The sequence below is a fragment of the Blautia sp. HCP3S3_B11 genome (genome assembly GCF_052064435.1).
GTDB lineage: Bacteria > Bacillota > Clostridia > Lachnospirales > Lachnospiraceae > Blautia_A.
The window spans coordinates 134,865-159,908 of sequence record NZ_JBQHVP010000010.1 but is presented as its reverse complement, the minus strand read 5'-3'; the positions used below and the strand labels follow the sequence as shown (position 1 = coordinate 159,908).

17 protein-coding genes and 1 pseudogene are annotated in these 25,044 nt (G+C 42.0%); 2 read left to right on the top strand and 16 right to left on the bottom strand.

Features of this window, described 5'->3' with window-relative positions; all coding sequences use genetic code 11:
- Positions 1-2 precede the first annotated feature (2 nt).
- From ACTNC0_RS09905 to ACTNC0_RS09895, 3 genes and pseudogenes are all read right to left on the bottom strand, one after another.
- Positions 3-509 (bottom strand): annotated as a pseudogene (locus ACTNC0_RS09905) (GH3 family domain-containing protein); the annotation flags it as partial.
- Positions 510-776: 267 nt separating this feature from the next.
- Complete coding sequence (gene ppdK / locus ACTNC0_RS09900) at positions 777-3,407, bottom strand: pyruvate, phosphate dikinase (protein WP_441087233.1); 2,631 nt, start codon at positions 3,405-3,407, stop codon at positions 777-779.
- Between the two features lie 351 nt (positions 3,408-3,758).
- Complete coding sequence (locus ACTNC0_RS09895; RefSeq protein ID WP_117677056.1) at positions 3,759-5,015, bottom strand: 6-phosphofructokinase; 1,257 nt, start codon at positions 5,013-5,015, stop codon at positions 3,759-3,761.
- 558 nt (positions 5,016-5,573) lie between these two features.
- Here ACTNC0_RS09895 and ACTNC0_RS09890 point away from each other — a divergent pair.
- Both ACTNC0_RS09890 and ACTNC0_RS09885 read left to right on the top strand, forming a co-directional pair.
- Positions 5,574-6,452 (top strand): aldose 1-epimerase family protein, encoded by an 879-nt coding sequence (locus tag ACTNC0_RS09890; protein WP_441087232.1) that lies wholly within the window; start codon positions 5,574-5,576, stop codon positions 6,450-6,452.
- A 165-nt stretch (positions 6,453-6,617) separates the two neighbouring features.
- Positions 6,618-7,490: a homocysteine S-methyltransferase family protein gene (locus tag ACTNC0_RS09885; protein ID WP_441087231.1), complete on the top strand. Its 873-nt coding sequence runs from the start codon at positions 6,618-6,620 to the stop codon at positions 7,488-7,490.
- Positions 7,491-7,656: 166 nt separating this feature from the next.
- Here ACTNC0_RS09885 and ACTNC0_RS09880 read toward each other — a convergent pair whose 3' ends face one another.
- The 13 genes from ACTNC0_RS09880 to ACTNC0_RS09820 form a co-directional block, all read right to left on the bottom strand.
- Entirely contained in the window at positions 7,657-8,790 is a 1,134-nt protein-coding gene (locus ACTNC0_RS09880) for a DUF362 domain-containing protein (protein WP_441087230.1), read from the bottom strand.
- A gap of 143 nt (positions 8,791-8,933) precedes the next feature.
- Positions 8,934-10,562 (bottom strand): phosphoenolpyruvate--protein phosphotransferase, encoded by a 1,629-nt coding sequence (ptsP, locus tag ACTNC0_RS09875; RefSeq protein ID WP_441087228.1) that lies wholly within the window; start codon positions 10,560-10,562, stop codon positions 8,934-8,936.
- A 10-nt stretch (positions 10,563-10,572) separates the two neighbouring features.
- Positions 10,573-11,607, bottom strand: coding sequence for a polyamine ABC transporter substrate-binding protein (locus ACTNC0_RS09870; RefSeq protein WP_441087227.1), 1,035 nt, complete (start codon positions 11,605-11,607; stop codon positions 10,573-10,575).
- Positions 11,608-11,696: 89 nt separating this feature from the next.
- The gene (locus ACTNC0_RS09865; protein ID WP_441087226.1) at positions 11,697-13,541 is read right to left on the bottom strand and encodes an extracellular solute-binding protein; all 1,845 of its coding nucleotides are present in this window, start codon (positions 13,539-13,541) and stop codon (positions 11,697-11,699) included.
- An 11-nt stretch (positions 13,542-13,552) separates the two neighbouring features.
- On the bottom strand, positions 13,553-14,368 hold the full coding sequence (locus ACTNC0_RS09860) for an ABC transporter permease (RefSeq protein WP_022381260.1): 816 nt from the start codon (positions 14,366-14,368) through the stop codon (positions 13,553-13,555).
- On the bottom strand, positions 14,368-15,414 hold the full coding sequence (gene potA / locus ACTNC0_RS09855) for a spermidine/putrescine ABC transporter ATP-binding protein (protein WP_020993963.1): 1,047 nt from the start codon (positions 15,412-15,414) through the stop codon (positions 14,368-14,370). Before potA ends, ACTNC0_RS09860 begins: the two co-directional genes overlap by 1 nt.
- Positions 15,415-15,513: 99 nt before the next feature.
- The gene (locus ACTNC0_RS09850) at positions 15,514-16,287 is read right to left on the bottom strand and encodes an ABC transporter permease (RefSeq protein ID WP_008703473.1); all 774 of its coding nucleotides are present in this window, start codon (positions 16,285-16,287) and stop codon (positions 15,514-15,516) included.
- On the bottom strand, positions 16,284-17,147 hold the full coding sequence (locus ACTNC0_RS09845; protein WP_441043392.1) for an ABC transporter permease: 864 nt from the start codon (positions 17,145-17,147) through the stop codon (positions 16,284-16,286). Before ACTNC0_RS09845 ends, ACTNC0_RS09850 begins: the two co-directional genes overlap by 4 nt.
- A complete protein-coding gene (locus tag ACTNC0_RS09840; RefSeq protein WP_441087225.1) occupies positions 17,134-18,342 on the bottom strand; it encodes an ABC transporter ATP-binding protein in 1,209 nt (402 codons plus the stop codon). The genes ACTNC0_RS09845 and ACTNC0_RS09840 overlap by 14 nt, the downstream gene beginning before the upstream one ends.
- A gap of 2 nt (positions 18,343-18,344) precedes the next feature.
- Complete coding sequence (locus ACTNC0_RS09835) at positions 18,345-19,589, bottom strand: glycosyltransferase family 2 protein (RefSeq protein ID WP_441087224.1); 1,245 nt, start codon at positions 19,587-19,589, stop codon at positions 18,345-18,347.
- 28 nt (positions 19,590-19,617) lie between these two features.
- Positions 19,618-21,957, bottom strand: coding sequence for an FtsX-like permease family protein (locus ACTNC0_RS09830; RefSeq protein ID WP_441043396.1), 2,340 nt, complete (start codon positions 21,955-21,957; stop codon positions 19,618-19,620).
- 5 nt (positions 21,958-21,962) lie between these two features.
- Positions 21,963-22,721: an ABC transporter ATP-binding protein gene (locus ACTNC0_RS09825; RefSeq protein ID WP_441034326.1), complete on the bottom strand. Its 759-nt coding sequence runs from the start codon at positions 22,719-22,721 to the stop codon at positions 21,963-21,965.
- Positions 22,722-22,788: 67 nt separating this feature from the next.
- Entirely contained in the window at positions 22,789-24,987 is a 2,199-nt protein-coding gene (locus ACTNC0_RS09820; protein ID WP_441087223.1) for a glycoside hydrolase family 36 protein, read from the bottom strand.
- Between the last annotated feature and the right edge of the window lie 57 nt (positions 24,988-25,044).

The window sequence follows — 25,044 nt, the reverse complement described above, 5'->3', positions numbered from 1 at the left end:
TTTTATTTTTTCTCATAGATTTCAAATGCACCAGTACCCACACCACTAATCATTTCAAGGTTTTTCCATACCCTTGTTGCAAAAGGTTTATCAAAACCTTCCTTGAATATCCCGCGTAGTTCGGCAGCTCTCTCTGGCATTGGCACAATTTTTTTCGTAAGGCTCTCCCTTACTTCATCCGGCATTCGGATTTCACTGTTAATCGTTCCTTTTTCAATATCATCCACAATCATACGCCAATGATTTTCTATGTAACGAAGAAGCTCAGCTGCAAAACTTAAAAATGAACTTGCAATCTGCACCAAATCTACTGTGGCAAGTCCAAATCTCGCCTGAAGATATCTTGTATCGATATCTCCACTTGGAAAAATCGCTTCAATCGATGTACAGGAAATGAGCGGAAGAACATCTTTTGACTCCTGCATAAAAATTGCAGAAAGACTCCCATATTTTTTCCCTTTTTTCATTTCTACCATTTTCGATTCGAGTAATGTCAGAACGCGCCCTTTTTTCCATTCAGGACGAAGTGATTATTCTTTAGTCGCATCGCAAATTGAAGAATTAAAATAAGCAAGATTCTTTATTCCGGCACGAGTTGCGCACACAAGGTATGAAATGAACTTCCGCCTGTTTTTCTGATATAACAAAAAAGACCTCGAAGAACTGTATTTCTACAATTCTCCAAGGTCGATTTTTATGTTTGGACACTTTGGGGCTGGTTGGCTATTTTACCCCATCAGAGGATATTTCGCTTTGCCCCCTTGACAATATATTAATTATGCATTCTTCTCAGCGATAGCTGCCTGTGCTGCTGCAAGACGAGCGATCGGTACACGGAATGGTGAGCAGGATACATAGTTCAGACCAATCTTATGGCAGAATTCTACAGAAGACGGATCTCCACCATGCTCGCCGCAGATACCTACGTGAAGGTTCGGGTTAACCGGTTTGCCGAGTTCGATAGCCATCTTCATCAGCTTGCCAACGCCAACCTGATCCAGTTTTGCAAATGGATCGTTCTCGAAGATCTTAGCGTCATAGTATGCATTGAGGAATTTACCTGCATCATCACGGGAGAAGCCGTATGTCATCTGAGTAAGGTCGTTTGTACCGAAGCAGAAGAAGTCTGCTTCTTTAGCGATCTCATCAGCTGTAAGAGCTGCTCTCGGGATCTCGATCATTGTACCAACTTCATACTGAAGGTCAGAGCCAGCGGCTTTGATCTCAGCATCAGCTGTCTCAACTACGAATTTCTTAACATATTTAAGCTCTTTTACATCGCCAACAAGTGGGATCATGATTTCCGGTTTGATTGTCCAGTCCGGATGAGCTTTCTTAACTTCGATTGCTGCGCGGATAACTGCTGTTGTCTGCATCTTAGCAATTTCAGGATATGTTACAGCAAGACGGCATCCACGATGTCCCATCATCGGGTTGAACTCATGAAGAGAAGCGATGATAGTCTTAATCTGCTCTACAGTTTTGCCCTGAGCATCTGCAAGTTTCTTGATGTCAGCTTCATCTGTAGGAACGAACTCATGAAGAGGCGGATCCAGGAAACGGATAGTAACAGGGTTACCTTCCAGAACTTCAAAGAGACCTTTGAAGTCATCCTGCTGATATGGAAGAACTTTTTCAAGTGCTTTCTCTCTCTCTTCTGCTGTTTCGGAGCAGATCATTTCACGGAATGCATCGATACGTCCCTCACCGAAGAACATATGCTCTGTACGGCAAAGACCGATACCTTCTGCACCAAGCTCTACAGCTTTCTTAGCATCTGCAGGAGTATCTGCGTTTGTACGAACTTTCATTGTTCTGTACTTGTCAGCCCATGCCATGATGCGTCCGAATTCACCAGCGATAGTAGCGTCTACTGTCGGGATGATTCCGTCATAGATGTTACCTGTTGTACCATCGATAGAGATGAAATCTCCTTCGTGGAATTCTTTGCCAGCAAGTGTGAATTTCTTGTTTTCTTCGTCCATAGCGATATCTCCGCATCCGGATACACAGCACTCACCCATACCACGGGCAACAACTGCTGCATGAGATGTCATACCACCACGAACTGTCAGGATACCCTGAGCAGATTTCATACCTGTGATATCTTCAGGAGATGTCTCAAGACGTACAAGTACGACTTTCTCTCCTCTTTCAGCCCATTCAACAGCGTCATCAGCTGTGAATACAATCTTACCGCAAGCAGCTCCAGGAGAAGCGCCAAGGCCTTTGCCCATTGGTGTAGCAGCCTTAAGAGCAGCAGCATCAAACTGTGGGTGAAGAAGAGTATCAAGGTTACGTGGGTCGATCATAGCTACAGCTTCTTCTTCTGTTCTCATTCCCTCATCAACAAGGTCACAAGCAATCTTTAAAGCAGCCTGAGCTGTTCTCTTACCATTACGTGTCTGAAGCATATACAGTTTACCATGCTCTACAGTAAACTCCATATCCTGCATATCTCTGTAGTGTTTCTCAAGTGTTTCGCAAACCTGTTTGAACTGTACGAATGCTTCCGGGAATTTCTGTTCCATTTCGGAAATGTGCATAGGTGTACGAACACCGGCAACAACGTCTTCACCCTGTGCATTTGTAAGGAATTCACCAAACAGACCGTTAGCTCCTGTAGCAGGGTCACGTGTGAAGGCAACACCTGTACCACAGTCATCACCCATGTTACCAAATGCCATCATCTGTACGTTAACTGCAGTACCCCAGGAATATGGGATATCGTTGTCACGACGATATACATTTGCACGTGGGTTGTCCCATGAACGGAATACGGCTTTGATAGCACCCATTAACTGTTCCTTAGGATCAGTTGGGAAATCAGCACCGATTTTTGCTTTATATTCAGCTTTGAACTGTTCTGCTAACTCATGAAGGTCTTCTGCTGTAAGTTCAACGTCCAGCTTAACACCTCTGTCAGCTTTCATCTTATCGATAAGTTCTTCGAAATATTTCTTTCCGACTTCCATAACTACGTCAGAGTACATCTGGATGAATCTTCTGTAGCAGTCCCATGCCCAACGAGCATTGCCGGATTTTTCAGCAAGTACGTTAACAACGTCTTCGTTTAAACCAAGGTTCAGGATAGTATCCATCATACCTGGCATAGAAGCTCTCGCACCAGAACGAACGGAAACAAGCAGAGGATTTTCTTTGTCACCGAATTTCTTTCCGGTAACTCCTTCCATTTTGGTGATTGCTTCCATGATCTGAGCCATGATCTCTTCATTGATCTGTCTTCCGTCTTCATAGTACTGAGTACAAGCCTCTGTTGTGATTGTGAAGCCCTGCGGTACAGGAAGACCAAGGTTTGTCATTTCAGCAAGGTTAGCACCTTTACCACCCAGAAGGTTTCTCATAGTAGCGTTACCTTCTGTAAACATGTAAACCCATTTTGCCATTTTACATTTTCCTCCTAATTATTGTTCTTTCTTTCACACATAAGTAAATATATTAAATATGTTTCTTATACGCACATAATTATTTTATAGAGTTTGTGTCATTTCGTCAAGGTTAATCTGCTAAAATCAGGCATTTTTTTTATACATTCTGCATAATATGATTTATTTTGTCATTTCTATTATTGTCAAAGTTTTTACTGTCCTTTATTCTGGTCTGTATTTTTATCTGTAAAATTTTTTCATTTTATTAACAGATATCTTTCGCCCTCTGTATTCTGGCAAGATTCTGATAACGTAAAACCAGGCAGCCAAACACATATGCGCTTCGCTGCCTGATTGACTTTCAATTATTTATCTTTTTCTGCCCTTCTTCAGATTCAGTACCAGATGTCTCGGCATACCATTTACCATGATAGGCTGATAGTCTCCCTGGATCAGTGGTTTGATGTAATCTACAAAGTCTTTCGTTACATTTGTGGCATCTTTATTCATCCATTCTCTCGGAACGAGTTTTTCTTCGTTTGCGATTCTGTGTACATCATAAATACCAGTAGCTGCCATATATGGATCATCGGAAACACGATCGATAACAACCATCTTTCCTGTATCTCCTTCGTCAGCCGCTTTGACTGCTGCACCACCAACCATAAATGCTTCGTCAATATCTACTCTGGATGCCATGTGGGAAGCACTTCTCTGTAAAGTAGAAAGTTCTACTGCTCTTGTCTTGCAACCACATTCTGCTGCCAGGAAGTTTGCCAGATATGTTGCTGTTCCCTGAAGCTGCTTATGACCAAATGCATCCACATAATCACCTACACTTCCAAGTTCGCATACGTATCTGCCGTCTGCCAGCTTGATTCCTTCTGAAACTGCGATTACGATAGATGATTTCTTATTCAGAAGGTCTTTTACCTTTGCAAGGAATTTATCAACATCGAAAGGAACTTCCGGAAGATAGATCAGATCCGGTCCGTCACAGTCTTCGGATTTCGCAAGGGCTGTGGCACCTGTAAGCCATCCGGCATTGCGTCCCATGATTTCCATGATCGTGATCATATTTTTCTTATAAGTAAGTCCCTGCGCATCCCGGATTACTTCTTTTGTGGAAGCACCGATATATTTAGCTGCGCTTCCGAATCCTGGTGTATGGTCTGTCAGAGCAAGGTCATTGTCGATTGTTTTCGGAACACCGAGGAATTTCTGTGTCTGTCCGGTAAGAATCGCGTAATCAGATAATTTCTTGATGGTATCCATGGAATCATTTCCACCGATATAGATAAATGCGTAGATGTCTAATTTATTCAGAATCTCAAAGATTTTCTCATAGATTGCTTTATCTTCATGAATTTCAGGAAGTTTATAGCGACAGGAACCTAAAAATGCTGATGGGGTTCTCTTCAATAATTCAATGTCCAGTTCTGAATGGATCTGTGTAGATAAGTCAATATACTGTTCATCTAACAGCCCCTGAATTCCATGAAGCATTCCATATACTTTGTCAAATCCACGTTCAATGGCATTCTTATAAACTCCGGCAAGACTGGAATTGATTACTGCAGTAGGTCCTCCTGATTGTCCAACAATGATATTTCTTTTTTTCGCCATAGTAATGACCTCCTTGTTTTCATGTTCTATTTTTGGATTTTATTTATCATGTTTTATATCCATAAGACTTATCGAGGTAAATTGTAACAAAATTTATTTGTTTAGTCAATATTTTATTGTCATTTTTATACATACGTTTTTTATTAAACATTATCTTGTTTTTGCATTTTTCGTTTTATATTTATCTATTTCCATCGTTTTTTGTACAAATAGCTCATTTTGTTATATTTTTATGCCTGTTTATATCTGTAATCTGCTCTTGGCCAATGGTTCTACATCAAATAACTACTCTATTTTTATCAAAAAATGTTCACGCTTTCAAAAGCGCAAAAGGACTCAGATACGAGAAGATACGTGAATTAATAGCGTTCTTCTTTATCTGCATTTGTACTCCTTTATACATTGTGATATACTTATAGCAACGATGTCAATTGCAGATATTTCCTTTTACTGAAAACGAAATAGTTACTGTTGACTCCATTTTCAGTAATACGAAATAAGAATAACTGTTTTCTTTCATGGCATCCTGTCAATATTTATATCAAGGAGGACACACTTATGATTCATACAATTGAAAACGACTATCTGAAAGTATCCGTAGATGATCACGGTGCTGAACTATGCAGCATTTTTGATAAAGTACATAACAGGGAAGTAATCTGGCAGGCAGATCCGGCTTACTGGAAACGTCATGCTCCTGTTCTTTTCCCCAATGTAGGACGTCACTTTGAGGATCACTATCGCATCAATGGCACTGAATATCCTTCCAAACAGCATGGTTTTGCCAGAGACAGTGAATTTACCTGCGTAGATATGACTGCGGATTCTATTACACACAAATTAAAATCCTCTGATGCTACAAGAGAAAATTATCCATATGATTTCGAATTAAAGATCAAGCACGTTCTGGATAAAAATCAGGTCAGCGTATGCTGGGAAATCGTCAATCACAGCAATGAGCCAATGTACTTTACAATTGGCGGACATCCGGCATTCAATGTTCCTGCTGACGGCAGCACTGACAATAAAGAAGATTACCTGCTGACTTTTGACGGACAGGAATCTCTTACTTATCTTCTTCTGGATCCAGCTTCCGGAACTGCTCTTCCTGATCAGACACAGACACTTGAACTTACGGATGGTACCTGCAAAATCGATGCACACATGTTTGACCATGATGCGCTGATCTTCGATAATCAGATTGAAAAAGCCGGCATTGCTTTCCCGGATGGAACTCCATATCTGGAGCTTACCTGCCATCGCTTCCCGAACTTCGGCATCTGGTCCGTACCTGGTTCCTCTTTCGTATGCCTGGAGCCATGGATGGGAAGATGTGATGACTGCGGATTTAAAGGTGACCTTTCAGAAAAGACAAATATTAATGTATTGAATGTGGATGAGATTTTTAACGCCTCTTATGAGATAAAAATTTATTAATTTTTTCCACTTCTTCTGATAGTTGTGCTATAATGTTGGGTAGCATTTGTCCGATGGTTAGCCAGATGCAGATTGCCGGAAATGGCAGTCGTATTGTAAGCTGTATGAATCAGTAATACAACATGTTTATAACCATACGAAACAACTAAACAGGAGGAAATTCCCATGACAAAAGAAGAATTTCAGAAGCTGACACAGAATGTGGTATTGCTTGACGGTGCTACCGGTTCTAATCTGATGGCATCCGGTATGCCGAGGGGAATCTGTACGGAAGCATGGATCATGGATCACAAAGCAGTTCTGCAGAATCTTCAGAAAGCTTATGTAGAAGCAGGAAGCCAGATCGTATATGCCCCTACTTTTGGCGGCAACCGTTACAGTCTCGGACTTCACGGATTGCAGGATAAGCTTGAAGAGATGAACCATGCACTGGTAAATATTTCCAGAGAAGCCGTAGGACACAGCGTCTATGTTGCCGGTGATATTACCACAACCGGAAAGATGATGGAGCCTGCCGGTGATCTCACTTATGAGATGGCATACGAAGCATACTGTGAGCAGATCAAGGTTCTTGAGGATGCAGGTGTTGATCTGATCGCTGCGGAAACTATGATCAATATCGAAGAAACTCTGGCTGCACTGGATGCCGCCGCATCTGTAAGTTCTCTTCCTGTAATGTGTACAATGACCGTAGAAGCTGACGGAAGCATTTTCAGCGGAGGGAATGCTGTGGAGGCTGCGATTGCCCTTGAGGGTGCAGGTGCCGTAGCAGTTGGTATCAACTGTTCTGTAGGACCTGACCAGCTGATATCCGTTGTCCGCAATATCAAAGAGAACGTATCTATTCCTGTCATCGCCAAGCCTAATGCGGGCATGCCGACAATCGATGAGCAGGGTAATGCCATTTACAACATGAATGCACAGAATTTCGCAGAGCATATGAAGGTTCTGATTGAGAACGGTGCATCTGTCGTCGGAGGATGCTGTGGCACGACTCCGGAATATATCAGAGAAGTAAATAAAATTCTGGGCAGATAAAACAATCTAAAGAAGCACATGGTCAGGAAACTGAGAACTTTCTTAGTTTCCTGTCATGTGCTTTATTGATTGCAGAAAATCACTCTATACTATTCCCACGATATACCAGAATGTATTTGTCCCTACGGGCAAAACCATACTGTAATAGAGAAAACTATAATATTTTCTACTTCACTTTAATGGCTTTCTTCGGACACATTTCCTGACAGCAGAAACATCGGATGCATTTCTTATAGTCGTATACCGGCGGTTTGTCTTTTCCCTTTCGGAAATCTACGGCTTTACCCGGAACCGGACAACTCTGTACACATATTCCACAGTGAACGCACTTGTCATTTTCTATATACGGTTTTTTCCGGAAAATATTTAATGCTCCGGCCATTCTCGTCCAGATATTCTTTCTCACTTCTGTACGATCTACATTAAATTGGGGATTCCCATACCTTTTTACTGCCTCTGACATGGAGATTTCTCCATCTGGAGTAAGAAGAGTAATCCCCTCTTCTTTCCATGTTCCAAGCCCCATTTTCTCACCATGATAGTTTGTTGGAACCATCTCTGGTTTCAGATAAACCAGACGGCTGAATACACTATCCAGCGCAACAGGATCTGTGGACATAAGCATTACATTCATCTGAACAGGATCCCCTGAGCCGGGGCCGTTTCCTTCCATCGCTACAATACCGTCCATCACATACAATTTCGGGGCAACGCATTTGTTCAGATCAATCAGCATTCTGGCAAAGCTGTCCGCACTCGGGTACTGTGTGTGACCTTTCGCTTTGTGAAAGCCATACACAAATCCATAACTATTCTTAACCGCACCTGTGATTCTCTCCAGGGCATGAGTTTTCATTTTACTCAGAGAAATCACGCAGTTCTGCTCCAGCAATTCCTTTGGCAGAATAAATTCTTTTGCCTGAATTCCCTGCGGGTAGTCCACTTTTATCCCCTCTGAATAGTCAATCGCCGGAATCTGATATTTTTCCAGATAAGTATCCATTCCTGTTCCGCGAATCACTGCCTGAGTCGTCCCATGTCCGCAGGAATCAGCAAGAACGATCTGCTCATATCCATTTTCTCTCAGGATTCTGGCGAACGCACCGACCACTACCGGATGCGTGATAACTGCCTTCTCCACTTCCGCTCGTTTCAGCAGATTGGGTTTCAGCAGAATCTTCGCATCTTTTGGAATCAGAGCTTCCACTCCACCCACCAGATACAGTCCCTGCTTCAATAATGTATAAACTTTTTCCTCATCATATTCTCCGCAAGGAAGTAATACTACTTTACTTTTCATTAAATTTCTCCTCAATACAAGCACTCCATCCACAGTTCATTACTCTTCATAATCGAAGCAGACGGCTTGCCTGATTCAATAAAAAACTCTAAATATGCCAAAAAGCCATTCGCATTCTTACGATATGGCTTTCTGACTACTTTTTATTTCTTCTCCTGGGACAGATCAACCTGCCTCAATGCTTTTCTTACTGGCAGAATACATGCCGGAACGACTGAAAGACAATCAACTCCCATTTTCAGGAACTCTTCTGTCAGAGCAGTATCAGCTGCAAGTTCTCCACAGATACAGACACGTTTATTCTCCGCATGTCCCGCTTCAACGACCATTTTGATCATACGCAGTACTGCCGGATGATGATCATTGTATTTATTTCTCAGCAACGGATTCTGTCTGTCCATCGCAAGCGTATACTGACTCAGGTCATTCGTTCCCAGACTGAGGAAATCCACTCTTCTGGCAAGTTCCCGGCTGATCATTACTGCAGCCGGTGTTTCGATCATAATGCCCGTCCTGATATTTTTATATGGAATTCCTTTCTCCTCCAGCCCCTGGACAACTTCCCGGATAATCGTTTCGATCTCATCCATCTCTTCCTCCGAAGTGATCATCGGATACATCAGCGCCAGATTTCCATAAGCGCTTGCCCTGAAAATCGCACGAAGCTGTGCCTTAAACATCTTCTTTCTGTCAAGGCAGAGACGGATTCCTCTGTTTCCCATGATTGGATTCGTCTCATCAGGAATGTTCAGGTATTCTGCCTGTTTATCAGCTCCCAGGTCTGCAGTACGGATCACTGCCAGCCTGTCACCCATCGTCTCCGCAATTTTCTTATATGCCAGAAACAGTTCATTCTCACGAGGATAATTCTCTCTTCCAAGATACTGAAACTCACTTCGCAAAAGCCCGATTCCTGCAGCGCCATAATAAAGAACACTGTTTAAATCATCCATGTTTCCGATATTGGCATAGATTTCAATTCTTCTGCCATCTTTTGTAACATCTGGCTTCTCTCTTAATTTCAGAAGTTCTTCCCGTTCTTCCATATCGGCCTGCCTGCGGATCTCATATTCTTTTCTTACTTCTTCATCAGGGTTAATATACAGACATCCTGTATATCCGTCCACAATCCCCTGTTGTCCATCCCATTCTGAATCCGTGTCAATCTCAATCAATGCCGGAATATTCATAGTCTTTGCCAGAATCGCAGCATGGGAAATATCGGAACCATGGTGTGTAACGATCGCCATCAGTTTATCTTTGTCCATCTCCATCAGCTCCGTCGGCGTGATACTCTCTGTGACAAGAATCACTGGCTCATCACCAAGATCGATTCTCGGGGAAATACCCCCAAGTTCACTGATCAGACGGTCAGAAATCTCACGTATATTTTCCAGTCTCTCCTTGATCGCAGGCTCCTCCAAAGTTCGAAAAGTAGAAACCATCTCATCTCTTGTAGTCATTACTGCATAGGCAGAATTTACTTTTTCATTCTGAATGATACTCTCAATCGCACGCTGGAAAGTCTTTCCATCCAGCAGATTCTTCTGCCGGAGGAAAAGTTCCGCCTGGGATTCCTGAATCGTGCAGTTTTTCTCATAAAGTTCCGTCAGCTGTTCCATCACTCTGGCACGCGCCTGGCGAAAAACATTCAGTTCTTCCCTGACATCTGTGATCTCATATTGACGTATCTGATATTCACTCTTGTGGTAATAGAGTATTTTACCGATGGCGATTCCGGAAAAGGCACCGGTTCCCTTGTAAATATCCATGTTAAACTCCTTAGTCGCAGGCAGCCTTAAATTCAGTCCAGTTCTTCTGATACTGTGCGTCTGCGTCCTGGCTTACATTCTGGACGATCTCGCCCTTTGTAACGTCATCCGGAACAACAAGATCCGAATTTACCAGTTCATCTGCTGCTTTATTTGTACTGTAATATCCGATATAATCTGTGCATTTTGCCGCAACTTCCGGCTGCATGATATAATCCATAAAGGAATATGCTGCATCCTTATCCGGTGCTTCACTCGGAATAAACATTCCCATAATTCCAAATCCGAGTCCTTCTTCCGGATATACTACCTTCAGGTCCGGGTTCTCTGCGAGAGCTGCCGTTACCTGAGAAGTATAAAGAAATGCAACACTTGCCTCTCCGTTAAGAAGTGCATTCTGTGTGTTATCATCCTGAATCAGACGTACATTCGGAGCAAGCTCCAGAAGCTTCTCTCCTGTTTTCTTGATCACGTCCACGTCCTCTTCATTCATGCTCTCTCCCATGGAAAGCTGAGTGATACCATTGATCACACGATAATTGGCAGTCAATGCAATGCTATCCTCCAGAGACGGATCCCAGAGATCTTTATATCCTTTAATATCAATATCTACCTGCTCCGGATCATAAACGATCAGAGGAATACCTGCTCCATACGGAACTGTGTATTCATCATCCGGGTCATAAAACTGTCCCTGATATAAAGGATTGATATTTCCGATATTCTCCAGAGAATCCTTATCCAGTTTCTCAGCCAGTCCGTCTGCAATGGCAGTTTCCAGAATATAATCATCTGCGATTACAATATCGTAATCACCACCTTTTGCCATGGAGAGTTTCTCAAGCATAGTTTCGTCCGTATCAAAGTTTGAATAGACAACCTTAACACCTGTCTCTTTTTCAAAATCGTCCAGAACTTCCTGTGGGAACATTCCTTCCCATGTAAAAAGTACAAGTTCTTTATCATCTCCTGCATCCTTAAATCCGGTAAATACAGATCCGGCCATTAATGCACACATCACTACTGCAAGTACTCTTTTTTTCATAAATGATCTCCCTTCTTATGCTCTGCATTGTTGTCTGTATCAGTCACTGTCCACCTTCCACTGTATCGGCAGACAGCGGCTGTCCTTTTTTACTTTGCTTTTACTTTTGTCCAGAGTTCCGCAAATTTCTGCTTGATCTTTGGTTGCTGATAAGCAAAGATTTCGTTATTCGGGTTGGTTGTATCCGGAATATAAGAACTGATCCCGGCATAGTCCCCCTCCTTCATGGTTTCAAAAGCACTCTTCACTGTAGAAGTATACCCTACTTCTTCCGTATTGGAAAGAGCAGATTTATCACTGATCATAAAATCAATAAATTCATGGGCAAGCTGTACTTCGCTGCAGTCCTTTGTGATAACCATTGCATCATACCATCTGTTGGTTCCCTGTTCCGGTGTAAAGTAGTCCAGATTCGGATTTTCACTGATAATGTAAGATGCATCTCCGGAGTACACAACTGCCAGCGCTTTGTTTCCTGAAATCATGTTGTCGATCACATCATCGCCTGCATAGATCGGATCCATAGTGTCACGTTGATCGATCAGCCACTGATAAGCCTCCTCGATCTCAGACTCATTTGTAGTATTCATGGAATACCCAAGTGCTTTTAATGCTATCATAAAGGAATCTCTCTCAGAATCATACATGTAAATATTTCCTTTATATTTCGGATTACACAGAAGATTCCAGCCATCTTTCAGATCAGCCTCTTCTACTACTGTCTTATCATAAAGAATTCCTACTGTTCCCCAGAAATACGGACAGGAATAACGGTTGCCCGGATCATAGCTCTGGTTCATGACATCATTCAGCAGATTTTTCTTATTCGGAATTTCTTTCCAGTCAAGTGCCTGCAGATATTCTTCTTTGATCAGTCTCTCAATCATGTAATCAGACGGGATCAGCACATCATACGTCTCACCGCTTGAAAGCTTGGTGTACATCATCTCATTTGACTCAAAAGTCTCGTATACGATGGTACAATCATATTCTTTTTCGAAATCCTCCAGCAGGGAAAGATCCATGTACTCTCCTGCATTGTAAACTTTCAGCACATGAGTGGACTGTGCCACGAATCCCCATTTTATCAGCCCTGCCGTAACAGCAACAATCAGAACTGCAGAGACAATTTTTACTGCTTTCCTGTTCAGCTTCCTGGCTTTATTCTTAAACTTCGGAAGCAGATTGGCCAAAAGCAGTACCACGATAATGACTACGATCACGATAGTTGACAAAGCATTGATCGTCGGATTGATACGCTTTGTCATATTATATACAACAATAGAGATATTCTTTACACCATTTCCTGATACGAAATAGGAAATAACAAAATCATCAAATGACATGGTAAATGCAAGCAACGCACCTGCAAAAATACCCTCTTTGATCATGGGCACGATAACCTTTGTCAGAGCCTGAAAAGGAGTTGCCCCAAGGTCCATGGCAGCATTTGCCATATTCGGATCCAGAGCCCTTACCTTCGGATAAACGCTGGTAATTACATACGGGGTACAGAACGCAATATGTGCCAGCAGCATAGTCAGATATCCTTTTCGAAATCCCAGAGAAGAGAACAAGAGCATCAGACTGATGGCAGTTACGATCTCAGGATTCAGGATCGGGATATTATTAATATTCAAAAGCAGTTCCTTGATTACCTTCTTTGATTTGGATAAACCGATCGCTGTAATGGTTCCAAGTATTGTAGAAACAATGGTCGCAATGATCGCAATGGTAACAGATACATAAACTGCCTTAATTACTTCCCCGTTACCGAGAAGTTCCTGATACCAGCGCAGAGAAAAGCCTGTAAATCTGGTCAGTGACTTGGATGAGTTAAAGGAAAAGATCATCGTCACCAGAATCGGCAGGTAAAAGAAAGCAAGGCAGAGTACTACATATAACATTGAGAAAAATTTATTATTACGTTTCATGCCGTCCTCCCTTATTCATCTTTATCCATCTTCTTCATCAGGCTCATAAAGATCAGAATGAGCACAGCCAGAATCAGAGAAATCGCACTTCCGAAGTTCCAGTCGCCAACAGAGATAAACTGAGACTCGATCAGGTTACCGATCAGCATGTACTGTCCGCCTCCGAGAAGTTTCGGAATAACGAATGTGGAAATAGACAGCAGGAATACCATCATGATTCCATTAAGCACACCGGGGATGGACAATTTCCAGATAACCTTTGTAAAGGTCTGGAATTTATTTGCCCCCAGGTCATAGGCAGCCTCGATAAAGGATTTATCCATTTTGCTCAGGGATGTATGGATCGGGATGATCATAAACGGCATAAAGTTACAGACCAGACCAACCACTACGGAAAAGTCCGTATACATCATTGTCACCGGGGAAATCCCCAGTAATCCAAGCAAATGGTTGATGATACCATTGTCCGACAGCAGGTTCATCCATGCATAAGTACGCAGAAGCATATTGATCCATTCCGGAATAGTTACCAGCAGGATCAGAAGACTCTGGGATTTTTCCGGACATTTGGAAATAATATATGCCAGCGGATAGCCAAGTCCCAGACAGATGACCGTCGTCAGGATTCCAAGCTTAAAGGACTTGAAAATAACGCTCATATACGTAGCTTCCAGGAATTTGCGGAAATTCTCCAGGGTAAAGGAGAACGTCAGCACCTCGTTTCCATCTTCTGTAAATGCATATAATGCGATCAGTATCAGCGGGATGACAATGACCACAAATGCCCACACAAGATATGGTTTGATAAGATTTCTGTACTGTTTCATCAGTAGCTTCCCATCTTACACATAACATGGATGTCTTCAGGCCCGAATTTCAGTCCCACTTCCCTTCCGACTTCCGCATAATCTGTGGTATGAACCATATAAGTACGAAGCTCTGTCTCGATCAGGATCTCATAATGCACGCCCTTGAAGGTAATATTGCGCACGATTCCCCTGATCTTTGCCTGACCGGGATCTACGATATCCAGATCCTCAGGTCTTAATACAACTTCAATCTCTTCATTATCCTCAAATCCCTTATCCACACATTCAAACTCAAATCCGTCAAAAGCAACCAGATAATCACGGATCATGGTTCCCTCGATAATATTAGATTCACCGATAAAGCCTGCAACAAAACGGTTTTCCGGCTCATTGTAGATATCTGTAGGAGAGCCAATCTGCTGAATCTCACCGTTATTCATAACAACAACCGTATCTGACATGGACAGGGCTTCTTCCTGGTCATGGGTAACATAAATAAAAGTGATGCCGACTTCCTGCTGGATCTTCTTTAATTCTACCTGCATCTGTTTACGGATCTTTGCATCCAGTGCACCCAGGGGCTCATCTAAAAGCAGAACCTTCGGCTCATTTACCAAAGCTCTGGCAATGGCCACTCGCTGCTGCTGTCCACCGGAGAGCAGAGTTACATCTCTTTTCCCAAAGCCTTCCAGACCAACCATCTTCAGCATACGCTCCACCTTCTGGGCGATGACAGTTTTATCGACCTTCTTCAGGTTCAGCCCGAAACCGATGTTCTCCGCCACATTTAAATGAGGAAAAAGAGCATACTTCTGAAACACAGTATTAACCTCTCTCTTGTACGGGGGAAGCTTGGAAATCTCAATCCCGTTAAACAGTACTTCTCCGTCACTTGGTTCTTCAAAGCCTGCAATGATTCGAAGAGTGGTTGTCTTTCCACATCCGCTGGGTCCCAAAAGCGTCAGGAATTCCTTTTCGTAAATATCCAGATTGATGCCGCGCAAAACCTGCTGATCATCAAAATTCTTGGTCAGATTTTTTAACTCAATCAGTTTGTTCATCATCTTTTCCTTCCTCTGAATGTATTTTTCTCTGTTTTTTATAATCCGGCTGTTCCAAAAGCATTGACCGGCTGTTCAGAATGTTCCTAAAAGCTATATCATTTATTTTTTCTTCTTTGTTATCAGTGAATAAACAATAAAAATAACCAGTGTAGCTGCCAGCAGAATGGTACACAACGCATTGATCTCCGGCGTTACTCCTGTCTTCAGCTGTGTATACACCTTGATCGGCAGCGTAGACAGACGCGGTCCGTTTACAAAGATACTTATTACCACATCATCCATAGACATGGCAAACGCAAGCAGCGAACCTGAAATTACCGCCGGCATAATTAAGGGCAGCGTAATATCCCGGAAAGCCCGGAAAGGTCCCGCACCCAGATCTCTGGCTGCCTCTTCCAGTGCCGGATCCATGCCTGCCAGTCTTGCCTTCACTTCCATCAGAATATAAGGCACACAGAATACCGTATGACCTATTAACAGTGTCAGCATGCCAAAGGGCAGGTTCAGCATATAAAAGAACGCCATCAGCACCATACCAAGGATGATCTCCGGTATCATTAACGGCAATATGGAAATGTATTCCAGCGCCCCTTTTGACTTCCAGTGAATCCTTGATAACCCAACTGCACCCAGAGTACCGATCACTGCACTAACCAGACAGCTTAATACCCCAAGGATCAGACTGTTCACCAACGCTTCCAGCATTGCCCTGTCATGGATCAGTTCCTGATACCATTTCAGGGAAAAGCCCGTAAATTTCACCGGCAGTTTGGATTCATTAAAGGAGAAAACGATCACTACCGCGATAGGGAGATACATCAGAAAGAAAATCAGCCCCATATAAAATCCGGCAAATCTTGAATTCTTTTTCATCCGATTCCCTCCAGTTCTCTGGCATTTGTCACTTTCCTGTAGATCATGATCAGTATAGTTGTAAGTACCATCATCACCACAGCAAGTGCTGCTGCAAAGGGCCAATTACTTCCTCTTGTCATCTGATCCTGGATCAGACTTCCCACAAGTACCACTTTATTTCCACCCAGGATATCTGCAATAAAAAACAGTCCCATGGATGGCACGAAAGTCAGAATCACACCCGAAAGCAGCCCGGGCAGTGTAAGTTTCAGTGTTATGGTAAAAAATGCCTGCAGTCTGGATGCCCCAAGATCTCTGGCAGCCTCCACATAAGACCAGTCCAGCTTCTCTGCGCTGGAGTATACAGACATGATCATAAACGGGAGAAGTACATAAATCATACCGATTACAATTGCCGGGTAGCTGTACAGGATAGACAGAGGTTTCTCAATGATCCCAAGTTTCATCAATACAAAGTTCAAAAGTCCTTTTTTCTGCAGAATAATAATCCAGCCATACAGACGGATCAGGGAATTTACCCAGAACGGCGTAGACAACAGAAGCTGTGCCTTTTTCTTTCTGTGCTCCGGCAGCCTCGCCATGAAATACCCGAACGGATAGCCGATCAAAGCGATCACTATCGTACTGGTAAATGCCAGCTTCAGTGATTCCACAAATGTATTCAGGTATACAGGTTCCAGAATATTTCTGTAATTGTCCAGCGTAAATTTCCAGGTCACCCCAAATCCTCTGGAGGGCGTAGCAAAACTAAGCGCCACCATATAGATAAGGGGGCATACAACAAACACAATGGTAAAAATATACAGTGGAAGTGCCATCCATGCAGAACTGTCAGAACGGTTTCTACGCTTCTTCATGAATATCCTCCCTGTCTACCAGTACTGCATCTGTCGGCAGAAAACTGCATCTTACTGTCTGGCCTTCTGCGACGGATGCGTCGATTCCGTATCTGCTGGCGATCAACTGTGTACCATCACTCAGCTTCAGAGTTACACGAAGCTGACCTCCTGCGAAATTCTTCTCTGTAACAGTCGCCTGTAAACCTGATACACTATTCTTATTATGTGCATCCAGACTTCCGTCTGCCACACTTATATCAACAGCGTCTCTGTAATCTGTACCGGTATCACCGATTACAACAGTTTCCTGTAACAATATATTTTCGCTTCTCACAGCCAGAGTTACTTTCTCTCCTGCTGACAGGTATTGTTTTCCCCCTGTATCCTCTGTATTCTGCTGACTTGTTTCAAGCTTTACAATTACCCTGTCATTTCCAATCTTTACGATTGCATTCTCTCCCTGAATACTCTCTGCAACCCCATGCAGGATATTGGCATTTCCTACAAATGTTGCTACATAACTGGTTTTTGGATGATTATAGATCTCATCCGGTGTTCCGATCTGCTCAATACGTCCGTCCTTCATCACCGCAATCCTGTCAGACATGTTGATAGCTTCTTCCTGATCATGAGTGATATAGATAAATGTAATTCCCAGCTTCTTCTGCAGATGCTTCAATTCTATCTGCATCGCACGGCGAAGCTGCAGATCCAGTGCTCCCAGCGGCTCATCCAGAAGCAGTACTTCAGGATTATTCACCAGTGCTCTTGCAATGGCAACTCTCTGTTTCTGACCACCCGAGAGTTCGGAAGGCTTTCTTTTTTCATATCCTTCAAGCTGTACCAGTTCCAGCATCTGAGAAACTTTTTTCCTGATCTCACTCTTTGGAACTTTTTTCAGTTTCAGGCCATAGCCAATATTCTCCGCAACATTCATATGCGGAAAGAGCGCATAATTCTGAAATACCGTATTCACATTCCTCTGGTTCGGCTCCAAGCCTGTCACTTCTCTGCCGTCCAGCCAGACACTTCCTGCATCGGGCTGTTCCAGACCGGCAATGATCCGAAGTGTAGTAGTTTTGCCGCATCCAGATGATCCCAGCAGTGTAATAAACTCACCCTTGCTAATTTTGAGACTGATATTGTCCAGAACGGCTTCCTCTTCTGTAAAGCTCTTTTTTATTTCTTTTATTTCAAGTGAAATCTCTGCCAACTTTACTCAGCTCCTTTCATGTCCTCAATCTTTTTACTGCTGTTTCTTTTGGTCGGTTTCCATTCTATATCATGCTTAAGTACTGACACTATTGCCTCCCAACCGGATAATAACACCCAAAACGGAAACAGCAGCATTGCTTTCACACCAGGCCTGATCTGTAACGATTCTTTTTTTAATAAAAATAGTGCCATTAATTCAAATACCAGATATGTAATGATAAGTGCAATGGCACCATAGATCACCTGTCTCACCCGGATACCATGTAATATGGCATCCAGTATCCATAAAACCAATCCAAATGCTGTCAGAAGAACAACCGGATTCATCACCAGATCCATATACTGTTTCAGTCCAGACATTCCATGTGTAACAATTGCCTTACGAAAATCGTGTCTGTACTTTCGATAACACTGGGTATCACCAAACGCCCATCGTTGTCGCTGGATCAACGCATCTTGCATTTTTTCAGGCATTTCCGCATAAATCACAGCTTTCGGTGCAGCAACCAGTTTTGCCCGATTCAAAACCATAAGACATGAAAATTCAAAATCATCCACAATTGTATCAATCTGATGAAATAATCGCCGCCATGGGAATTTGAATGCATACCCACTTCCATAAACATTTACCGGCAAATTCAGCCGGTTATCGGCCATAGAATTACAGCACATAAGCACATGGTACAACATCCCTGACAACTGGGAAATTATATTCGTATCAAAATTTTTTGATGCATAATATCCGGAAGCGCAATCAGCTTGTGTACCATCCAGCACATCATTTATCTCTGCCAGAAAATTTTCATCCACAAGTGCATCTGCATCAAATACCGCAACATATTCAAACGCATCTCCATAACGTTCTTCCACTATATCAAGGCCATAGGATAACGCATGAATCTTAAACTCCCCATCTGCATTTCGAATGATTACTTCTGCCCCCGCATTTTCTGCCATTTCTGCCGTTTTATCTGTACAGTTATGAGCAACTACAAATATTTTATAGCATTCCTGTGGATATTTCTGTCTGTTCAGGCTATCAATTAACTGTACAATGACCTTTTCCTCATTTCTTGCCGGAATAATAACTGCAAAAGTATGTGGTCTGGCATGCGGATAGCTTTTTTCCGGAATCAAATTCCCGAATATTGCAATAGCTCCCAGCCATAGAGCATATAATGTAACCATAGAGGTCAATACCATTGCCGTAATGCGAATTACAAATAATATAATACCTACATCCATCTGCTTACCTCCAATACTTATTCCCACACTAATTTGAAAGCAAATCCCTGACTTCAATTCTTTTTATTTTTCCTGAAACAATCATTGTAAAAATACAACAAAAAATCACAACAGCTAATCCTATGCCGGCAATTAAAAGCCAGGGGATTTCAAAATTACATTTCTGAATACCAATCCCCATTAACAGACAACTCATAATTAAATTAAAAGTCAGACCTGAAATAACACTGCCAATCACAGTGGCAATTATAATTCCCGGCAAATAAGTCAATACAGTATGAAGCATCAAAGTTTTCGAAGAATATCCAAGCGCTTTCATAATACCATAATCATCTTTTTTACGTTCCAGCAGATTCTGGATTAAAATATACAAAATAAGAAAAACCATCACCAGGCTAATGGTAATCATCATTCCACAGAGCCATTTTATTCCTGAAAAATAAATTTGCTTAAGCCCTTCAAGATTAGATCGCATATCAGACAAAAACAGAATTGGATTATCTCTGGCAAGTTCTTTATTAAAATGCGCCACATCTGTATCCTTATCTAAATAAATATAATATCGATATGTCTGTAACGGGATAATTTGTTCACAACACTCTTTGGTAAGAGCAATATCATATCCAAGATACATGGCACTTTGAAGAAAACCACAAACTTTAAGTTTTGCCTGCTTTCCTGCTATGCTTACGGAAACAGTATCCCCTATCTCTATTCCATTTTCTTTTGCAAACTTCCCGCCAATTGCAGCTTCTCCTATAGAAGATGGCATTTTACCAAGATAACAATAGGCGGTATTGGTGAGCCGTTCTGCATCCTCTATCACAACTGCCGAAAGATATTCTCCTTCCTCACTGCCAGCCTGAATCACCTGATAACCGACATAATTTTTCACTTCCGGATTTCTATCAAGATTGCTGCAAATCTCTACACAGTCCCGATCAGAAATAACAATAGAGGAATCCGCAAATTCTCCCAGGACAAAGCTGGCAATTGTAACATCATTTATCAGAATATTCTGCAAAAGTGATGCACCAAATGTACATAAAAACACCGACAAAAACACAGCCACAAAAATTAATATATTCTGACTCCTGTTCGCACACATTGACTGTACCGGAATTGCGAGATTTAAGGGCAATCTCAGATTTCTGACTGTAATCTTATTTTGTGTCGAGTGAGAAGACGCTTTTGCCGAACGAATTGCATCAAGGGGTGTAATTTTATGAAGTTTCTGCATGGACAGAAATACCGAAAATGAAACACTGAAAAGCAACGTACCAATAGTAATTAACGCTGGAAGTAAAATAAAATGTTCCCGATAAGGCATACCTGTCTGAGTTTCCAAAATATGATTGAAAAGCGGAAAAAACAAATACGATGCGGCAATTCCCAAAACAGTCACAAAAAATACCAATAGTATGACTGCAGGAACAACAGAAAGAATCATGTCATGGCTGGTATATCCAATTGCTTCCAGAATTCCAAACATTGATTTATGATCCGAAATATACAAAGCTATATTAGATGAAACAATAAATACAGTCAGAACGATCAACAGTACAACCATTCCACCTATGATCGCCATACTTATTGTTTCCATAACATACCGCCCACCAAAAACAGCATCGTACTTATTGGTAACTGCAACTGTTGTTCCCGGTATTCCATTAGTTATCTCATCCGAAACAGTCATTTCCATTTTCCGATTGTCACCTGGACTTTTAAGACGAATACTACACAGCAGGCTTTCTTTTTCAAAATAATTGCTTACCTCAGTTTCCATCCCTTTTGAAAATAAAATTACCATATATCCACAATTTTGCGTTGCGGACATAGCATTCGAAAAAAATCCCACAACAGGCAATGAAAGATCGTGACTGCCATCAGACACTGTAAACAAGTCTCCAATTTTATAGCCTCCACCTATTTCAAAAATATAAGGCAGAATAACCCCATCTTTTCCATCTTCTCTGGAAAGAATTTCTATTTTTCCAATTTTCTTTTCTGTCCCTTCACCTTCTGGCATATAACATAAATGTGACTCTAACGTTTGCCCATCATAATCAAAATTACACCATGCATAATAAACTTTATTGATTTCTATTTCTGTCAGCTCTGATTTTTTCGATAAAATCCTACTTGTTTCACGCTCCAGCAAATCAAAATCTGCATTCTGCCCAACAAAAGAAATATGTTCTGCATGTAATGCACGATGCTGCCTTACAAAATTTTCCCGATAATCAGTCAATAAAATCAAGAATAAATTCATCAAAACTGAAATTAAAAAAACACATAATACAATAAACGCAATTTGACTTTTTATATTTTTAAAAAATGCTTTCAGAATCTTGATTCGTTTATTCATGTGTTTTACCACCTCATTGCTTCCAGGAATTCATTTACTTTATTAATTCTGCCAAAATCATCCATACCATATGGCTCTAAACGAAATTCCCCCACAATATTCCCGTCTTTTAGATACAAAATACGATTAGCACGAATGGCTGTCTTTATATCATGTGTAACCATAATAATACTCTGGCCTGCTCTGTTAAAAGATGTAAAAATATCCAGCACTTCTTTAGAAGACTGGGAGTCCAATGCACCCGTAGGTTCATCCGCGAACAGCAATTCCGGTGAGTTGATCAGTGCACGCACAATTCCTACCCTCTGAGCCATACCTCCTGAAATCTGAGAAGGATATTTTGTACGTGCATCCGGAGCAATTCCTACCTGATTTAATAATCTTTCTGCCGCATGAATTACCTCTTTTTTCTTGTTGCTGCCCAACAGACCACTAATCAATATATTATCCATTACATTCATACTCGGAATCAGACAATTATTCTGAAAAACAAATCCGCAATGTCTTTTTCTGTATTCTGCAAGTTGATTTACATTCATATTTACAAGATTCTTTCCGGCCGAAAGAACCCTCCCATCTGTTGGTGTATCCATTCCAGATAAAGCATATAACAACGTCGATTTTCCAGATCCACTTTCTCCCATAATGGCTGTAAAATCCCCCTGAAAAAAATCAACACTGATTCCTTTCAGAACCCGATGCATTCCATATTCTGTGCTGAAAGATTTCTCCAGATTTTCTGTTTGTAATATAATAGAATTCATATTAATATACTTTCCTTCTGATCTTAGATTTCAAGAACGATCATCCATCCCAACAGGCATTTGATCTCTAGAAACTGATTTCAAAAAGTCTTGCCATAACAGGTTTGTCATAATGAACAGTCAGTATATCTTTGTCAAGCTCAAAGGAAACAGGCTCCTTTTCCGGATATAAGCAGGATACCTTTAAGCCTTTCCCTGCAAAGGGAAGACTTCCCAACGGAATGGATAAGCTGTCCTCTGTACAGCTGATACCGGCATTCTGATATCTGTCATTATTTTTTCCTTCCATCTGACGTTTCCATACTGCAAGATAAGCTTTATTTTCCAGCTGTAGTCCACCGCATACCCACAAATCTTCATTATCTGCAATATCCAGAGGCCAGAAAGGCAGTGCCTGCCTGATATCCTGGCAAATGGTCTTATAGCAGTCAATTCCTTCTTTTACCAGTGCAAGACGTTCCTGGGAAAGCTCTGCCAGATGACCGCTCTGATGGATACGGAACAGCATGGCATTGACCATATTATAAATAACCTCTTCTTTGTCTCCCTGACGCATCGGATAGGACCAGATCGCAGCCTGCTCCGGAGTCACTCCAGCCGGAGAATTTGCTGCTATGGTAGCAAAATTGCGGTAATCCTCCTGGTCAGAGGTAGACTGGATACTGTATCTGGAAAGCAGTGCATAATCCATGCGAAGTCCTCCACTGGAGCAGTTTTCAATTACCAGATCCGGGTAGCGTGCAAATACACCATCCAGCCAGTTAAGATATGCTTTTTCATGCTCCAGGAGGCCCTGTCCCACGCTTTCTGCACCAATCTCTGTACCAATTCCAGGCTCTATATTGTAGTCCATTTTAATATACCCTACACCATATTCCTTCACTACACGGTCTATGACTTCATTCACATACTCTATGACTGCCGGGTTTCTAAAGTCCAGCTGATATCTGCTGCGGTCATAGACTCTCTTTCCATGGCGCACAAAAAACCAGTCATCCGGTACTTTTTTTGCCTTCTCACAGTTAATTCCCATAACCTCCAGTTCCAGCCAGACACCGGGAACCATTCCTTTTTTACGGATGTAATCTGTCACTTCTTTGATGCCATTTGGAAAACGGTCCCTGCATTCCTTCCATTCACCGACACTGTCCCACCATTCTCCCGGTGCATACCATCCGGCATCGATCACATAGTATTCACAGCCACATGCTGCAGCTGCATCAATAAGCGGAAGCTCCTTTGCAGTGGTAGGATCTCCAAACAGACAATTCATGTAATCGTTAAAGATTACCGGTAAATCCTCATCATCCTTATTCGGTCTGCGGATCATACGGCGATATCTGGTCAGCTCTCCCATTGCCTGTTCAAAGCTGTCATCTGCCACACCCACAGCAACCGGCACAGACTCAAAGGCTTCACCGGGTGCAAGGTTTTTGAACCAGTGGGACTGTATCTCCGTAGGTCCGCTGACACATACATAGAAATGGGTATTCTGATCACTGATTTCATAATGCCAGGAACCATTATGTTCAATCTGCCAAAATAAGCTGGTATGAGCTTCTTTATTCTCTACATAGCCTAATGGCAGGTACTTCTTTGTAGACCAGTGTCCGGTATTAGTCACCTCCAGAATCTGAGAGGTACGCTGATACACTCCCGGCTGTGTCTGTGCCAGTCCCACATCCCCAAATGTAAATTCCCCGATGCTCATTTCCTTCTGCCATCCATTATAAGGAATGCGTACTCTCATTTTGGCATCTGAATTGCTTTTGCCTTCTTTTTCAATTCCTGTATAACAAAAAGAGGAAAGATATTCCAGACACTGTGTGTCCTCACCTTCATTTATGATTCTGTTCTTCATGCGGACTACAGAAGTCCCTTTGTAAAACTGCATTTCTGTTTCCAGGCGAACGTGAGTCACTGTCCTGTCCTCCTGGTAAACAGTGATTTTACGTCCAATCTCATTGACACAGTCATCCATGCCTGCATATGTCAATAAATATCCCGGCGCAGTGCAGATATGTTTGTTTCCATGTTTTTCATAGGGCCTGTCATAGCCTGCCAGATTCACCTGTACAAGCTGAAAGGCCTCATCGATCAGCTGATCACGCCTTGCCAGATCCTCTGCTTTACATTCCGGTCCAAATTTACAGATATCCTCTTCACAAAAATCCGCCTTTGAAAAATGAAGCAGCTTAATCTGATTCCTGTCTGTAATTCCAAAAACAATATGAATCCCATTTTCATTTATTTTAATATACTTCATACTTGATAGTTTTCCCTTTCACTTATCTAATAGTGCCTATATGATGCAATATTATAA

What these genes read in the sequence shown, in the direction of transcription:
- ACTNC0_RS09835 (WP_441087224.1), bottom strand. Translation starts at nt 19,589, where the DNA reads ATGGATGTAGGTATTATATTATTTGTAATTCGCATTACGGCAATGGTA.
- potA (WP_020993963.1), bottom strand. Translation starts at nt 15,414, where the DNA reads ATGATGAACAAACTGATTGAGTTAAAAAATCTGACCAAGAATTTTGAT.
- ACTNC0_RS09820 (WP_441087223.1), bottom strand. Translation starts at nt 24,987, where the DNA reads ATGAAGTATATTAAAATAAATGAAAATGGGATTCATATTGTTTTTGGA.
- ACTNC0_RS09885 (WP_441087231.1), top strand. Translation starts at nt 6,618, where the DNA reads ATGACAAAAGAAGAATTTCAGAAGCTGACACAGAATGTGGTATTGCTT.
- ACTNC0_RS09850 (WP_008703473.1), bottom strand. Translation starts at nt 16,287, where the DNA reads ATGAAAAAGAATTCAAGATTTGCCGGATTTTATATGGGGCTGATTTTC.
- ppdK (WP_441087233.1), bottom strand. Translation starts at nt 3,407, where the DNA reads ATGGCAAAATGGGTTTACATGTTTACAGAAGGTAACGCTACTATGAGA.
- ACTNC0_RS09870 (WP_441087227.1), bottom strand. Translation starts at nt 11,607, where the DNA reads ATGAAAAAAAGAGTACTTGCAGTAGTGATGTGTGCATTAATGGCCGGA.
- ACTNC0_RS09860 (WP_022381260.1), bottom strand. Translation starts at nt 14,368, where the DNA reads ATGAAACAGTACAGAAATCTTATCAAACCATATCTTGTGTGGGCATTT.
- ACTNC0_RS09895 (WP_117677056.1), bottom strand. Translation starts at nt 5,015, where the DNA reads ATGGCGAAAAAAAGAAATATCATTGTTGGACAATCAGGAGGACCTACT.
- ACTNC0_RS09825 (WP_441034326.1), bottom strand. Translation starts at nt 22,721, where the DNA reads ATGAATTCTATTATATTACAAACAGAAAATCTGGAGAAATCTTTCAGC.
- ACTNC0_RS09890 (WP_441087232.1), top strand. Translation starts at nt 5,574, where the DNA reads ATGATTCATACAATTGAAAACGACTATCTGAAAGTATCCGTAGATGAT.
- ACTNC0_RS09845 (WP_441043392.1), bottom strand. Translation starts at nt 17,147, where the DNA reads ATGAAGAAGCGTAGAAACCGTTCTGACAGTTCTGCATGGATGGCACTT.
- ACTNC0_RS09830 (WP_441043396.1), bottom strand. Translation starts at nt 21,957, where the DNA reads ATGAATAAACGAATCAAGATTCTGAAAGCATTTTTTAAAAATATAAAA.
- ptsP (WP_441087228.1), bottom strand. Translation starts at nt 10,562, where the DNA reads ATGGATATTTACAAGGGAACCGGTGCCTTTTCCGGAATCGCCATCGGT.
- ACTNC0_RS09880 (WP_441087230.1), bottom strand. Translation starts at nt 8,790, where the DNA reads ATGAAAAGTAAAGTAGTATTACTTCCTTGCGGAGAATATGATGAGGAA.
- ACTNC0_RS09865 (WP_441087226.1), bottom strand. Translation starts at nt 13,541, where the DNA reads ATGAAACGTAATAATAAATTTTTCTCAATGTTATATGTAGTACTCTGC.